General features: G+C 45.6%; 13 protein-coding genes and 1 pseudogene. 2 read left to right on the plus strand and 12 right to left on the minus strand.

Annotation, left to right across the window (positions count from 1 at the left end; translation table 11 throughout):
- Positions 1–74: 74 nt before the first annotated feature.
- The 12 genes and pseudogenes from NI470_RS11195 to nirB all read right to left on the minus strand — a co-directional run.
- Positions 75–323, minus strand: a pseudogene (locus NI470_RS11195) (ATP-binding cassette domain-containing protein); the annotation flags it as partial.
- Position 324: 1 nt separating this feature from the next.
- A complete protein-coding gene (gene modB / locus NI470_RS11200; RefSeq protein WP_005096929.1) occupies positions 325–1,008 on the minus strand; it encodes a molybdate ABC transporter permease subunit in 684 nt (227 codons plus the stop codon).
- A gap of 36 nt (positions 1,009–1,044) precedes the next feature.
- Positions 1,045–1,779, minus strand: a complete 735-nt coding sequence (gene modA / locus NI470_RS11205; RefSeq protein ID WP_253148435.1) for a molybdate ABC transporter substrate-binding protein — start codon at positions 1,777–1,779, stop codon at positions 1,045–1,047.
- Positions 1,780–1,826: 47 nt separating this feature from the next.
- Positions 1,827–3,068 (minus strand): molybdopterin molybdotransferase MoeA, encoded by a 1,242-nt coding sequence (locus NI470_RS11210; protein WP_253148434.1) that lies wholly within the window; start codon positions 3,066–3,068, stop codon positions 1,827–1,829.
- Positions 3,065–3,988: a bifunctional molybdenum cofactor biosynthesis protein MoaC/MoaB gene (gene moaCB / locus NI470_RS11215; protein WP_180000130.1), complete on the minus strand. Its 924-nt coding sequence runs from the start codon at positions 3,986–3,988 to the stop codon at positions 3,065–3,067. The genes NI470_RS11210 and moaCB overlap by 4 nt, the downstream gene beginning before the upstream one ends.
- Positions 3,989–4,058: 70 nt before the next feature.
- Positions 4,059–4,601 (minus strand): molybdenum cofactor biosynthesis protein MoaE, encoded by a 543-nt coding sequence (locus tag NI470_RS11220; protein ID WP_004646997.1) that lies wholly within the window; start codon positions 4,599–4,601, stop codon positions 4,059–4,061.
- Between the two features lies 1 nt (position 4,602).
- On the minus strand, positions 4,603–4,869 hold the full coding sequence (locus tag NI470_RS11225; protein WP_005266361.1) for a MoaD/ThiS family protein: 267 nt from the start codon (positions 4,867–4,869) through the stop codon (positions 4,603–4,605).
- Positions 4,870–4,871: 2 nt separating this feature from the next.
- Positions 4,872–5,897, minus strand: a complete 1,026-nt coding sequence (gene moaA, locus NI470_RS11230) for a GTP 3',8-cyclase MoaA (RefSeq protein ID WP_253148433.1) — start codon at positions 5,895–5,897, stop codon at positions 4,872–4,874.
- Between the two features lie 230 nt (positions 5,898–6,127).
- Positions 6,128–6,754, minus strand: a complete 627-nt coding sequence (gene mobA / locus NI470_RS11235; RefSeq protein WP_253148432.1) for a molybdenum cofactor guanylyltransferase — start codon at positions 6,752–6,754, stop codon at positions 6,128–6,130.
- Positions 6,751–9,528, minus strand: coding sequence for a nitrate reductase (locus NI470_RS11240; protein ID WP_253148431.1), 2,778 nt, complete (start codon positions 9,526–9,528; stop codon positions 6,751–6,753). Before NI470_RS11240 ends, mobA begins: the two co-directional genes overlap by 4 nt.
- Before the next feature lie 180 nt (positions 9,529–9,708).
- Entirely contained in the window at positions 9,709–11,319 is a 1,611-nt protein-coding gene (nirD, locus tag NI470_RS11245; protein WP_144723680.1) for a nitrite reductase small subunit NirD, read from the minus strand.
- A gap of 24 nt (positions 11,320–11,343) precedes the next feature.
- Complete coding sequence (gene nirB, locus NI470_RS11250) at positions 11,344–13,890, minus strand: nitrite reductase large subunit NirB (protein WP_253148430.1); 2,547 nt, start codon at positions 13,888–13,890, stop codon at positions 11,344–11,346.
- Between the two features lie 492 nt (positions 13,891–14,382).
- Between nirB and NI470_RS11255 the strand changes: the two genes are divergently transcribed.
- Complete coding sequence (locus tag NI470_RS11255; RefSeq protein ID WP_253148429.1) at positions 14,383–14,961, plus strand: ANTAR domain-containing response regulator; 579 nt, start codon at positions 14,383–14,385, stop codon at positions 14,959–14,961.
- 10 nt (positions 14,962–14,971) lie between these two features.
- A complete protein-coding gene (locus NI470_RS11260) occupies positions 14,972–15,988 on the plus strand; it encodes a CmpA/NrtA family ABC transporter substrate-binding protein (RefSeq protein WP_253148428.1) in 1,017 nt (338 codons plus the stop codon).
- Positions 15,989–16,125: the final 137 nt, after the last annotated feature.

The following is a 16,125-nucleotide window of genomic DNA, read 5'->3' on the forward strand; positions in this document are numbered from 1 at the left end:
GCTTGAAAACCATTTTAAAGCCTTCGACTTAACCTTCTTTTACATCAATAATGGCTTCATTTAATGTCAGCATACTTTTTAAAACACCACCCAATTTTTCTTTGATGAACAGGAATATTCAGTTTCTGCTGATGATCAAATAATATTTTTTGCTGAAAATGAATAAAGCCTTGTGATGGTTTTAATAGCCCTGCAATATTTTTTAAAAAGGTGCTTTTCCCACTTCCTGAGGCTCCCACAATACCAATCAATTGTGTCTGCATATCCAGACTGGCCTGTAGCTGGAAATTTGCGTAATTAAACTGAAAATCACACTTCAGCATCTTAGCCCTCCAATTTACGTTGATACTTCTGCATGATCCAGTAATTTGCAATCAAGGCTGAAAAAGCCAGAATCAGAGATAAAATGACCAAACGCATAGCCATACTTTCTCCATCAGGCTGTTGTAACAGGCTATAAATGGCGATGGGAATGGTACGGGTTTCTTCTGGAATATTGCCAACAAAGGTAATCGTGGCACCAAATTCTCCCAGACTGCGGCTGAAACATAAAATGCTGCCGATTAAAATTCCAGGCAAAGCCAGAGGCAGGCTAATGCTACAGAATACCCGCCATGGTGTGGCGCCCAAAGATCCTGCCACCTGTTCTAACTGCCGGTTGATCATTTGAAAAGACAAGCGAATTGGTTGAACCATTAAAGGAAATGCCACAATCATTGCTGCCAGTACCGCACCTTTCCAGTTAAATATCAGCTGAATTCCCCATTTATGTAGATATTGCCCCAGCATACCCTGATGACCAAATAGCAGGAGCAGAAGATAGCCCAGTACTACCGGCGGTAGCACCATAGGCATCTGCAATATTGCCTCTACGAGAAATTTGGCCCTGAATTCATAACGCGCCAGTAACCATGCTACGGCGATAGCAAATGGCAGACACACCGCTGTGGCAAAGCCCGCTACTTTGGCTGAAAGCGCTAAGGCACTCAGTTCTTCTGGTGTAAGCATGAGCAGTTAGCCTACCTTAAGCTTAAAACCATATTTCTAGAAAATCTGCCTGGCCCTTGGACTCGTCTGGATAAATTTAGAAAATTGGACTGCTGCCTGATTTTTCTGGCCCTGCCGGGTTAAAGCAATCGGATACACAATCGGACGATGTGTTCTGGCTGGAAACACCCCCGAAATTTTAACTTTTTTACTCATCAAGGCATCAGTTCTATACACAATACCGACCTGACATTCGCCACGTTCTACAAATGCGAGAGTTGAACGGACGCTATCCGTACCGACAATTCTGCCTCGAAGCTGATTCAACCAGCCCAGCCCGGTTAAGCTTTGTTTGGCATATTTTCCAGCAGGCACCGATTCCATTTGTCCGGTACATAAATAACCCTGAAAGGCTTTCGCAAAATTAAAGTCAGCTGACATTTTAAAATGATTTTTTTGCTGAATAGAACTAATCAATACGAGTTCATTCAAAAGCATAGGTCGAATCTGACCGATCTGAATTTTTTGTTTCTTGATCAGATCATTCATCCAGTCTAGGTCTGCAGAGAAAAATAGATCACTGCTCGCTCCCGCCGCAATTTGTTTCGCCAATACCGAAGACGCAGCAAAAACCGGAACGATCTGGATGTCCTGATGCTGTTGCTCATATAGTCTGGAAATATCAGTAATCGCATTGGTCAGGCTGGCTGCGGCATATATTTTAACTGTTTCGGCATACAGCATGGGGCTAGTCAACAGCACGCCAGTGAGTAGAACTTTGAATAAATCCATCTTTCTCATTCTATGTGATTCGAATATTGAGAATTGCGACAGGCATTTCAAATCAGTAAACCCTGTACCACATGCCCGGCTTGGATTTCTGTTCCGGCCGGAATACGTACCAGACAATTGGCCTGCATCAGATTACTCAACATATGCGACTGCTGTTTCGCCAGGCTTTTGAGCTTTAAAGTGCCCTGATCAAATTCGGCAGCCATTCTTAAAAAGCGTTCACGTGCATCCGCTTTCAAGTCATGCGTCATTACCGCACTAAGCCATGCAGGTGACTGCTTTTGCCCTTGTAAGGCATTCAGTAAAGTTGCCGTATAGATTTGCATCCCGACATACACGGCAGCCGGATTTCCCGGCAAACCCAAGAGATAACAGTAACCTTGATCATCTCGACGATACTTGGCAAATAACATCGGTTTTCCGGGCTTCTGCTTCACTTTCCAGAAAATCTGCTCAAAACCCTGCTCCAGGGCAACAGGACGAATGAAATCATAATCACCCACCGAAACCCCGCCTGTGGTCAATATGAAGTCGTATTGGTTTTTAAGACGATGTATTAACGTTTGCAGCTCATACTCATTATCTGAAACATGCAGAATATCTACGTTTTGACCCTGTGATTGAAACCAGGCCTGAATCAGTGGAGCATTGGCGTCAAAGATTTTTCCGGAATTCAGGTCTTCAATGCTGGAAGCGACTTCATCTCCAGTAATCACAACAGCAATTTTAGGATAACGATAGACTGAAACCTGCTTTACGCCTGCCATGCTCAAAGCTGCAATTGCACCTACATGCAGTTTTTGACCTGCATCTGCCAGACGCTGCCCTTGTGCGATTTCCTCGCCTGCATCACGTATATCCGTATGAGGCTTTAGGTCTGTTGTAATAATGATTTGATTGGCATGGCATTTGACAATTTCCTGACGGGCGACCGTTGTAGTTCCTGCTGGAATCCTGGCACCGGTAAAAATCCGGACCGCCTGACCTGGCCGCAGTTCAATTTCAGTACTTTGCCCTGCCCGAATCTCTCCAATGAGTTCAAAAGTGCTGTGAGCACTAACATTTTCTGCACTACAAAGCGCATAGCCATCTACAGCACTTTGTGAAAACAGCGGCAATGGAATAGCCGAATCAATCGCTTTTCCCAGATAGCGATTCAGAGTCTGAACAAGCGGCAGGCTTTCAGTTGCCAAGACATTCGTCTGCTCAAGTATCATCTGTAGTGCCTGATCAACAGAAATCAGTCCCGGCTCAGCACCGCAGGCTGAATGCGATATTGCCTGATTCATTGATAGCCTCCCGAATGTGGAATATTTTTTTGTACATCAAACAAGTGCACTAACGCAGGAAGTACCGCGATCAGGGATTCTTTCGCCCCCTGCCGACTTCCCGGCAGGGTCATCACCAGACTGTTCTCAATATAGCCAGCCACGCCACGACTTAATGCCGCATAAGGGGTACGTTTTTGCCCAAAACTACGCGAAGCTTCCATCAAGCCGGGGATTTCCCGTTGCAGCAAAGGTTGCAAGGTTTCGACTGTCAGGTCTTTAGGACCCAATCCAGTACCGCCCACAGTTAGAATCAGCGGATACTGATTTTTCTGCTGTTCAATCAGGGTCAAGAGCTGTTCTGGGCTATCGGAAATAACTTGATAACTTATAGGACCAAAACTGGCTTCTTTTAAAATTTCCAGTACGTTTTGCCCGGCAGTGTCCGGCTTTTTGCCTGCTGCAACCGTATCGGACAGCACAATAACCGAAGCGGACAGACTCTCTTTAAGTACCCGGGTAAAATGTGATTTTCCGCCTTTTTTCTGCTGCAACCTGCATTGATCCAGCGACAAATCTTCCGGTTCACAATGCGGCTTCAGCATGTCATACAAGGTCAGACCTGCCAGACTGACCGCTGTCAAAGCTTCCATTTCCACACCAGTGGGTCCAATGGTTTCAACAGTAGCAATAATTTCGACATGTGCATCACACAGTTCATATTCCACATCGGCACGATAAATCGGTAATGGATGGCACAATGGAATCAGCTCATCGGTCCGTTTGGCACCTAGAATGCCGGCAATGCGTGCTGTTTTCAGGGCATCCCCTTTTTCAGTATTGCCATTACGTAGCAGCTCAATGCAATGTGGCGGTGCATGCAGGATTCCAGTGGCAATTGCTGTACGGTAACTTTCTGCTTTCATCCCTACATTTTTCATGATTCATCCCAGGCTAATTTTTAAAATCTGTTTTAAAGTGATTCATCTTATGCATCCTCATTGGACGCATTTAATTAGATGGTGATTGGCAAGCGTGTTCTGCTACATGGTGATGGTGACAATGCGCTTCTTCTGCATGATGAGAGTGATTAGTTTCAGGTCCATGATCTTTTCGAATACAACAGCCTTCCACATACTGGCTGCTACCATCCAGATAAAACTCTTCTTTCCAGACCGGAACCTCATGCTTCACCCGTTCCACAGCTTCCTCACAGGCAGCGAAGGCCTCACGACGATGGGCCGCATAAGCCATAGCAATAATGGCTGTTTCCCCAACCTCCAGCTCACCAATACGGTGCACTACCCGCACATAAGACACCTGGTATTTGATCTGGATCTGCTGTTCAATTTCACGAATCATTTTTTCAGCCACAGGCGCATAGGCGGTATATTTCAGGGCACGCACAGCTTTCCCCTGATGATGGTTACGTACTGTTCCGACAAAGATGCCGATTCCACCACATTCCGGAAAATGCTGGATACCATCAAAATCCTCCAGACTAAAAGCAGTCTGCTGGATTCGGGCAAATTGTTTTAGTGACTTGAGTTGCATCTCAGCCTCCTGCTACCGGCGATAACAGCACCAGCGTACTGTCACGATTTAAAACATTCTGTCTGGAAATAATGTCTTCACCGATTGCACAGGCACAACGTTCCAGCATGGGCTGTATATCGGGATAGAGGGATAGCAACTGGTTCAGGACTTCAGAAACCTGAATTTCAGACTCGCATTGCAAATTTAAATCTGTGGGAATTTGTCGTTCAATCGCACCGAAGGCTTCTATTTTGATATGAATTAATTTTTGCTGAGTGAGTGACATATTTACCCTCCAATGCTGTGCATGCTGATTTTTCGGATCGGCTTTTGTATTGGTGATTGCTGGATCGCATGGAAGCCGGCCTCTTTATGCCAGATATAAGCGTGGAGCTTGTGCTGAAATGTCTGTGTGGCGAAATGATCCAGCGCCAGTTGTTCGATATCTGCCTTAAGGTTCAGGCCTTGTCTGGCAAATAAACAGTTATAAAATTCACCTTGGGCATTGAGGCGCAGACGGTCACAATCACTGCAAAATGAATGGGTAATGGTGGAAATAATCCCCAAAGGCTGCCCATTGACCAAATAGCCACGGGCTGGATTGGCGCCTTGTCCTTGAGATACCTGGACATCAAATTCAGTTTTCAGTTGATCCAGGATATCCTGCTCACTGATGACATCAGACGGATTCCATTTCTGATCGCCATCGAGGGGCATAAACTCAATAAAACGCAGTTCTATAGCCTGATGCTGTGCCCATTTCACCAAAGGAATAATCTGATTGTCATTGATGCCTTTGATGAGCACACTATTGATCTTGACGGTCAAACCTGCCTGCTGTGCGGCAGAAATACCTTGAAGTACAGGCTGTAACTGTTTTTGGGTCAGTTGCTGAAACTGCTTTGGATCAAGACTGTCTAGACTGATATTCAGATCGTCCAGTCCTGCCTGTTTAAGCGCTTGAGCATAATCTTTTAAATAATGGCCATTACTGGTCATGGAAATACGTTTCAGGCCAATTGCTTTCAATGTCTGTAAGCAGGCAATAAAATGAACGATGCCTTGGCGCATCAACGGTTCGCCCCCCGTCACGCGGATCTGCTCAATCCCGTGTCGCACCATAAACTCGCAAAAAGCATACAGGGCTTCAAAACTGAGCAAATCTTTTTTATTCATCCATTCCGGATGTTCAGGCATGCAATAGCTGCATTTAAAATTACAGCGGTCAGTCACCGAGATCCGCAACTTACGTTTCTGGCGTCCAAACTGATCCTGAAAGATACTGCGAGATGCTAAAACTTTCATGCTGTTCATTGCTGCGGTCCATGATGAGATCTGCACGGTTATTTAACAGTCTTGATTTACTGCCCTATTTCTTCACAATGAATAAGCAATAAGTGTTCCAACTTTGCACAAATTTATTTTTAAATAATATTAATGGATAATATTTGTTCTTTTTTAGTCCGAAATTTTGTTCGAAAAATAAAAAAAGCAATATTTTGGTGAGCCAGAATATGATGATTCGGCTTTTAGCATTTTAAATGCTAAAGAAAGTTAAGCTGTTGATGCTGCTGTAGCTCATCAAATGAATTAATACTGTGGAAAAACAGGGCACGATTTTTAAAACTTGCCCGCTGCATGTGCATGTCAGCAAAACAGAGTTTTAAACTGTGCTGATCATTTTCAAGATGTTGTATAAGCGTGGGTAAGCTGCTGCGTTTCATCAGACAGAATGGAAACAATGCCTTTTCATTGATTTCAACTACCGCCACTTCACATAAGGGATGTCGTTGCAAGGCCTGATGTAAACGTGAAATGACCTTTTTGGGGATATAGGTCACATCACAAGGCACGAACAGCACATAATCAGATTCCACATGTGACCAGGCACTCTTCATGCCCATCAATGGTCCCTGAAAGCCGGGTTCATCGTCCTGATAAAAATCAATCGAAGGAATCATCCGTTTATAAATAGAGTGATCCCGATGGCTATTGACCCAGACTTTGCTTGCCCGGGACTTCAACTGATGATGGATTTTAATGAGCTGGATTTCATCATCAAATTTGTGCAGCAATTTATTGATGCCATTCATGCGCCGCGCTAAACCGCCGGCCAGGATCACCACATCGGTTTCCGGATAAGACACCGTTTTAACTGCTTTTCTTTTCATTCTATGTACTCCGTCTGGCAGGCTTTAATCAGGCCTCTAATTTCTGGCAAACATGAACCGCAATTTCCTCCGGCTTTTAGACATGCAGTCACCTGTTTTTCATGCGTGATATTTTTATCTTTAATGGTTTGAATAATTCGGTTCTTGCCGACCTTAAAACAGCTACAGACCAATGCTCCTTCACTATTTCCCATCGACATGGCCTGACCTGCCAGCAATGCTTTACGATGTAATGCACTCAGACGTTCACGTCTAAACAGGCCAGCCACCCAGTCACGATCTGGCAATAATGCCGCCGGTGCGATATAAAAACTGGCAATTAACTGGCCATCCTGAAGAACCACACTATGACTGATATGCGCCGTTTGATCTTCGAGATTCAGCCATTCAAAGCTTTCATCATTAAAGTCTAAGAGACTCTTGATCTGCCCGGTGATGTCAGAAAACCTGCGCCGGTCTGCCAGTTCATAACGGATGGCCTGAGTGGTTTGAATTTTGCTCCACCACACCATATTTTCAATCATGGTCTGGATCTGTTGTTCAAAGCCTTCCCGTACATACAGCACGCCCTGCCACTGAGTATAAAATGGCTGGATCATCACCGGAGTATGCTTAAACTCTGGCTCGCCGGAAATCGGGTCAACCACCGGATTCACCACTTTGCCAATCCGCGCATCGGACGCAAACTGGTCGTTCCAGTGAATCGGTGCAAAAATCTGGCCACGTCGCATATTTTGTGAAAATTGCACACGGAGTACACAACTTCCCCAAGCCGATTTCACCTCGACCAGCTCGGCATCTTTCAGGCCATATTTTAGCGCATCGTGCGGATGCAGCTCACAATAAGGCTCGGCACGATGCTGGGATAAACTGGCAGATAATCCGGTACGGCTCATGGTGTGCCATTGATCGCGAATGCGTCCGGTATTCAAGATCAGAGGATATTCAGCAGAAATAGCATGTACCGGATCGGCTGCAACTGTTGGCACCAATCTGGCTTTGCCATCTGCATGGCTAAACTGGCCTTGACTAAATAGTTGACTCACCTGATGGTCTTCTTGTTTATCCCAGACCGGCCACTGGGCTGGTGTCAGATTCTGATATTCCGCAAAACCGAGATGAGTTAAACCTTGCAGGTTGAAATAGCGGAAATTGGGTGTATCTTCACGTTGCGAAAGCGAACTATTCTGATAGGCAGATAAACGGGCATGTTCCAGAAAAATGTCATGGCTATTGCTAAAGTTGAAACCGCGAAAACCTAAAGCTTGAGCTACCCGAGAAATGGCCCACCAGTCTGCTTTGGCTTCACCCGGAGCCGTCAAAAAAGCCTTTTGCCGGGAAATACGGCGCTCCGAATTGGTGACTGTGCCATCTTTTTCGCCCCAACCCAATGCCGGTAACAGTACATCGGCATATTGCGTGGTATCGGTGTCGAGACAAATATCGGAAACGACCACAAATTCACACTTCTCCAGAGCGCGTTTAACCTGATCTGCATCGGGCAAACTCACGATCGGATTGGTGGCCATAATCCAGATGGCCTTGATTTTCCCGCTTTCCACCGCTTTAAATAAATCTACCGCTTTTAATCCGGGCTGCCGGGCGATGACCGGGCTTTGCCAGAAATCCTGCACCAGTTGCTGATGCTGCGGATTATCCAAATCCAGATGACTGGCCAGCATATTGGCCAGCCCACCGACTTCCCGTCCGCCCATCGCATTCGGTTGTCCGGTCATGGAAAAAGGTGCCGAACCGGGTTTGCCTATTTTTCCTGTCAATAAATGACAGTTGATAATGCTATTGGCCTTGTCTACGCCTTGGGAGGATTGGTTTACGCCCATGGAAAACAGGCTCATAATTTTTTCGGTCTGGGCAAATTTTTGAAAAAATAAGATTAATTTTTCAATAGCAATACCGGTACGTCTTGCCACGCTTTCAATCGATGACTCTGTCGAGCTGCTGGCAAGCGCCTGCTCCAGACCTTGAGTATGTTGGGTAACAAAATCCAGATCGGCATGACCATTTTGCTGAAGATACTGCAACAAGCCATTAAACAGCGCGACATCCTGACCTGGTAAAATCGGCAAGTGTAAGTCTGCCGCTTCACAGGTTGCGGTAAAGCGGGGATCAATCACCACCACGAATAAATCCCGCTCTTCTTTGACTTTCATGATGCGCTGATAAAGCACCGGATGGCACCAGGCAGTATTGGAACCTACCAGAACCACCATTTCTGTCTGCTCAAAATCTGTATAGCTGGCTGGTACCAGGTCTTCGCCAAAAGCCCGTTTATGTGCCGCCACAGCAGATGACATGCACAGTCTTGAATTGGTATCAATATTGGCAGTACCCAGATAGCCTTTTACAAACTTGTTCACCACATAATAGTCTTCAGTCAAAAGCTGGCCGGAGACATAAAAGGCGATGCTGTCGCGTCCATATTGATCAATACATTGCTGAAATTTATTGGCAATACTAGAAATGGCATGATCCCAAGTGCTTATTTGCCGCTGCTCTTTTCGACCTGTCATCGGATGCAGAAGCCGGGTTTTTAAGCCAAGTGTATCGGCAAGATGACTGCCTTTAATACACAACTTGCCCAAGTTCGCAGGATGCTGAACATCGCCTTCAATCTGAACCTTTTCACCCATCGAGGTTTGGCTTACGTGCGCGATGACACCACAGCCTACTCCACAATAAGGACAGGTCGTCTGAGTGGTTTTTATTTGGGATTCAGTAGAGCTATGTAGTTCCATAACCGGAATACTATTCATTGCTGCTGCGCTCCTTAATCATCCAAATTCACGTGTTTCACCAAAACGCTGATATCTAGCTTTTACAGGTTTGATTTAAATTTTTTCTATGTCTCAAAAGCTTTAATCCTCACCAACCCTCCTTTAATAAAGGAGAGAGGTTCCCCTCTTGTTTAAAGAGGGGTTGGGAGATTGATCCGATTACCCTGCCTTTTTTAATGCAAAATCCCGACCAAAAAGCAGTTTGCTGCGGATATTGCTAATTGGTGTCTGGTCCGCAATCAGTTCTGCATACCAAGCCCCATCTTCAGTATCGCCAAATAGCACCGCACCAATGACCTTGTCCTGCTGGATAATGATCCGTTTATAGATTTGACGTTTTTCATCATTCAGCACGATATCTTCAAAATCATCCTGAGGTTCAAAATTTCCGGCCGAGAAGACATCACATCCACTGACCTTGAGTTGGGTCGGAACAGTCGGTGCCTTAAAGGTCAGTCGGCCATGTTCAGCCAGATGCGTCGCACAGATAAAGGCTTGTCCCCATAAGGGTTCAACCAATCCAAAAGTCTGACCACGATGCTCAATACATTCACCCACTGCATAAATACTCGGGTCATAAGTTTGCATGGTGTCATTCACCAGTACTCCACGATTGCAGCGCAAGCCAGCCTGTTCAGCCAGAGTTTTATTTGGTCGAATCCCGACGGCAAAAACTACCAAATCAGCATCCAGCACTGTCCCGTCTTTTAAACGCAGTTGAGTCACGTGGCCGTCTATACCGAGCAGCTCTTCGGTGTTGGCTTCAGTGATGATTCGGATGCCTTTATCTTCAATTGATTTTTTCAGCATTTGACTGGCTTTCATATCCAGTTGACGATCCATAATACGGTCCATCAGATGCAGCACAGTTACATTCATCCCCTGCTGCTTCAGTCCATAAGCTGCTTCTAGACCCAGCAACCCACCTCCAATCACGACGGCATTTTGCTTGGTTTTGCAGTAATCCAGCATGTGGTTAACATCCTGAATATCCCGGAAGCTAATCACGCCTTCAAGTTCAGCACCTGAAATTGGTGGTATAAAGGGTTTGGAACCAGTAGCGAGGATCAGACGATCATAAGCAACGATTTCACCTTTTTCGGTATGAACCTGCTTACGTGAACGGTCGATAGAGCTGGCAGCATCTCCAGCGATGAATCGAATGCCTTTTTCGGCATACCAGTCGGCTGAATGCAGCATAATTTCTGCAAAGCTTTTCTCACCAGACAATACCGGTGACAACATGATCCGGTTGTAATTGCCCCATGGCTCTTCCCCAATCACGGTAATGTCATAACGATCTGGCGCCATATCCAGCAAGTCTTCCAGACAGCGCATGCCCGCCAGCCCATTTCCGACCAGTACCAGTTTTAAACGCTCTGTGTTCTGACCATTACTGGAAATATAGGTCTTTTGTGGAGTCGGACTCACCAGAACTTTGCCATTTTCAATTCGGGTTGGAAATACCAGTAATTTCTGGTCTTGCTCTTCCAGACAACGGCCGGTCACCAGACTGAAATGCTGCTTATAAATTGGGGATGCGACTACACGCTCACCTTGCAGATCACCCAGAATGCCACGTGCCATGACATTGGCCAGACTAAATGGATCTTGATTGCTGAGTGCATACACCCGCTGTTCCTGACCCACGCGAAAAATTGCAATCTGCTGATCTTCAATCAGGGCTGCCACACCGGTATTCGGAGTGATCTCATCCAGATTGCAGACTTCGTACCAGTTCAGTTCGTTCATGTCTTTTAAAATTGTCATTTTCATTCTCCCTGACTGTGGTATTTAGGCTTCAACCACTGGAATACGGTTTAAATCACGTTCAGCTTCTGTCTTTGGACGAATCTGGCCACGTACAGGTGCAAACTGAATATGCGGGTCATTCTGCTCGGCTGCTTTGGCATTAATAAAAGTCTTAAAGCGTTTGCGTACTTCAGGATCTTCAATCGCGGTGCGCCATTCATCCTGATAAGTGCCAATCACATGCTGCATACGGTTTTCCAGTTCAGCAGCAATGCCTAGTGAATCATGCACAATGACATCTTTCAGATAGTCCAGACCGCCTTCCATATTGTCACGCCATACGCTGGTGCGCTGCAGACGGTCCGCCGTCTGGATATAGAACATAAAGAAGCGGTCGATATATTTGATTAGGGTGGAAGTATCCAGATCCGAAGCGAGCAGTTCAGCATGGCGCGGTTTCATGCCGCCATTGCCGCATACATATAGATTCCAGCCTTTTTCGGTGGCAATGACACCGACATCCTTGCTCTGTGCTTCTGCACATTCACGGGTACAGCCGGATACTGCCATTTTGGTTTTATGTGGTGAACGCAGGCCTTTATAACGATTCTCCAGGAAAATCGCCAAGCCGACAGAATCATCGACTCCAAAACGGCACCAGGTACTGCCCACGCAAGATTTCACCGTACGTAGGGATTTGCCGTAGGCATGTCCGGACTCGAAACCGGCATTGATCAGTTTTTCCCAGATTTCAGGCAGTTGATGTACCTGCGCGCCAAACATGTCAATTCGTTGTCCGCCCGTGATTTTGGTATATAGACCATAATCTTTGGCAATCTGACCGATGATAATCAGGCCATCCGGGGTAATCTCGCCGCCTGCAACACGTGGCACAATCGAATAGGAACCATCTTTCTGGATATTGCCCAAGTAATAGTCGTTGCTATCCTGCAAACCGGCATGACTTGGTTTTAGCACAAAATCATTCCAGCAAGATGCCAGAATATTGGCTACAGTCGGTTTGCAGATATCACAGCCCATGCCGTGCCCATGTTGCTGAATCAGGTCAGAGAATGTCTTGATTTCATGCACGCGTACCAGGTGATACAGTTCCTGACGTGAATAGGCAAAGTGTTCGCACAGGTGATTATTGACCGTGACACCCTGACGCTGTAATTCAGATTTGAGAACCTGCGTTACCAGTGGTGCACAGCCACCGCACGCCGTTGCAGCCTGGGTGCATTTTTTCAGTGCACCCAATGAAGTTGCACCGCCATCAATAGCTGAACAGATATCAGCTTTGGAAACGTTATTACATGAACAGATGGTCGCACTGTCAGGCAATAAATCGACACCACTACCACCTGATTTGGAAGTCGACTGATCAAAGCCCGGCATGATCAGGCTTTCCGGTTGCTCCGGTACAGCCAGACCATTCAGCATCATTTGCAGGAGATCACTATATTCTTTGGCACAGCCCACCAGCACCGCGCCCAGCAGCTTGGTCTTGTCTGCTGACACCACGATTTTTTTATAAACCTGCGCGGCTTCATCAGCATAGAAATAGCTCAAGGCACCTGGTGACATGGCGTGTGCATCACCAATAGAAGCGACATCCACGCCCATCAGTTTGAGCTTGGTACTCATGTCTGCACCAGCGAATGCATGACTTTCTTGGCCGAGGACATGTTTTGCCGCGATACGCGCCATGTCATAGCCCGGTGCAACCAGACCATAAATTTTATTGTCCCAAAGTGCACATTCACCAATGGCATAAATATCCGGATGTGAGGTCTGACAATAATCATTAATGATGATACCGCCACGCTCACCAATCAGCAGGCCGCTCTGGCGCGCCAGTTCATCACGCGGACGAATACCGGCCGAGAACAGGATGATATCGGTTTCAAGTACCGAACCATCTCCGAACTTCATTACATGCTGAGCGCTGTCACCATCTTCAATGCTTGATGTGGCCTTTTGAGTATGTACCTTGACACCCAGGTCTTCAATTTTAGAGCGCAGTACTCGGCCGCCCAGATCATCAATCTGCACCGCCATCAAGCGCGGAGCAAATTCTACGACATGGGTTTCCAGATTCAGATCTCGCAGAGCTTTCGCTGCTTCCAGCCCTAGCAAGCCGCCGCCAATCACTACACCAGTTTTGGCATTCAGGCTGGCTGCGCGAATCGCATCCAGATCCTCAATGGTGCGATAAACAAAACAGTTTTGACGGTCATTGCCCGGGATCGGCGGTACAAAGGCATAAGAACCAGTAGCGAGAATCAACTTGTCAAAATTCAGCACATCGCCCTGGCTGGTGGTGACGGTTTTATTAAGCTGATCAATTTCAACTGCTTTGGTATTCAGTCGCAAATCAATGCCATAGGCATCGGCAAAATCACTACGGCATAGGCTCAGATCCTTCACCGACTTGCCGCTGAAATATTCAGTTAAATGTACCCGATCATAAGCCAAATGTGGCTCTTCTGCCAAAATGGTCAGCTCAATGTCATCACCGGCCTGTTCCAGTACAGATTCGATGAATTTATGCCCCACCATGCCATGCCCAATCATGAGAATTTTCATATCTGCACTCCAACTATTGTTTTTTTAAAGATGATAAAAAGCCACATATCACGTCTAGGCATTGATATGTCTGCTGATTGAATATGTTGTAAATACCGCGACCCAGCACTTTGTAATGCTGGAGGAAGGGTTGAAACGCTTGTGCGTTTTGTATTGCTGAACAACTGACCATGTCATTTATCCTGTGCTGAACGAAATATCAGTTGCACCCTTTTAAAGTGCAACTACGATCAGAACGGGCATCGTTGGCCGTTATTCGTATTGAAAGTCATCTTTGACAATTTGATAAATGCAGGAAGCATGCCAACTTTTTTAGCAACACAATGACTGATATCAGCCAGAAAATTGCAGGAAATGCTTTATTTTGATGATGGATGCCAAACTCCTGCACCAAATTGAACTCAAAATAACTCTTTGATGCACCAATATCATGGCATGTTTTTTGCATTATTCGTACTTGAATATTCCTTAGGCCTTACTTGAAAATATTCCATGTCTAAATTACGAATTGCTCTTATTGATGATGATCTGGAGCGCGCCCAATTCATCCAGGAATCGCTGCTGTTACATGATTTTCAGGTGGTGGCCTGTTTAATCCTGAATGATCTGAATATGGTGCATGTCAAAGGCATCCATGCAGATGTGATTCTGCTAAATATGGATCATCCACATCGGGATATTATTGAAAGCTGTGTCAGTCAATATGAACTACCGACCGTACTGTTTACCCAAAACTCCAATAAAGACACCATCAAAAGTGCGATTGATGCCGGGATCACGGCTTATATTGTCGATGGTATTGATCCCAGCAAATTAGAAAGCATTCTGGAAATATCAATTGAACAGTTCCGCAAGCATAAAAAGCTGCTGAACGATTTAAAAGAAACCCAAGACAAGCTGATTGACCGTAAAGATATCGATAAAGCCAAAGCATTGCTCATCCAGCTGCATGCATTAACGGAAGAGCAAGCTTTTGCTTTATTGCGTAAAAATGCCATGAGTCACCGGATTACCATTGGTGAAATGGCCAGACGCTTACTGGATGCACAGAAGCTGTTATTGGGCCAATAAGGAAAAGCATATGTCCACATTAGAAAAAACTGAACTCAATATTGGCTATATTCCTTTACTTGATTGTGTTGCCATTCTCTGGGCCGAAAAACAGGGGTATTTTGCTGAGCAAGGATTAACCATCAATTTAATCCGTGAAGCCTCCTGGTCAAGTTTGCGTGACCGTCTGGCCTATGGCTTTCTGGATGCTGCACATTGTCTGTCCGCCATGTTGCCCGCTGCCGCTCTGGGCACAGACCAGTTACAGGTGGCTTTGCAAACCCCTCTAGTACTGAGCGTGAATCAGGCTTTTATTAGCCTGCGCCAGGATTTGTGTTATGAACTCGGTATCCAGCCTGAGGATGATGAACAAAGTACCTCAAAGAAACTGGTACAGGCTTTACAAAAGAATCATCCCATCAATCTGGCCTATGTGTATAAATATTCGATTCACCATTACTGCTTAAAAGAATGGCTGGCACTGACTGATCCACAACTAGCCAAGAATATCCAGCTGATGACGTCTCCACCGCCTTCCATGGTAAAAGGAATCTCGAAACAGGTATTCGATGGCTTTTGCGTGGGAGAACCCTGGAATATTCAGGCCAAACTTGAAGGCTATAGTTTTATCGTCGCGGCGAGCCAGAATGTCATTCCAAAAGTTGCCGATAAAGTCTTGGCCATGACCCAGGAATGGGCAGAACAGCATCCATTTACCGTAGAGGCAGTGGTCAAGGCAGTACAAAAAGCGCAGGATGATTTAAAGCAGCGCCCTGATCTTTCCGAAGTCTGGGATATGTTAGTCGATTATCAGATTATTCAGTTTGAATGTTCCGCCCAGCGGCATGTCTATGACTTTTACAAGATCAAGAATATTATCCGGAATTTTGTTGGGGAAAGTGCCCAACCGAAAGTTGATGATTTTATCTGGCTCTTGCAGCAGATGCAGAAATGGGAAAATATTGAAATGACCGCAGCCGAGAAAAAACAGATTGCGCAGCAGTGCATCTATAGCTTGCAAAACCAGCATGCAGATATTATTGGCTAAATGATGTTACTGAAAAAAGAGGCCTGATTTTTCAGGTCTTTTTTATTGAGTCTATTTTCCAGAAAATGATTAAAAATCTTTGCATTCTGATCTAACTTCTTGAATATGATTAAGAGTTGTCTGCTAATTTTTTCTAT

The organism is Acinetobacter lwoffii, assembly GCF_024129115.1.
GTDB lineage: Bacteria > Pseudomonadota > Gammaproteobacteria > Pseudomonadales > Moraxellaceae > Acinetobacter > Acinetobacter lwoffii_T.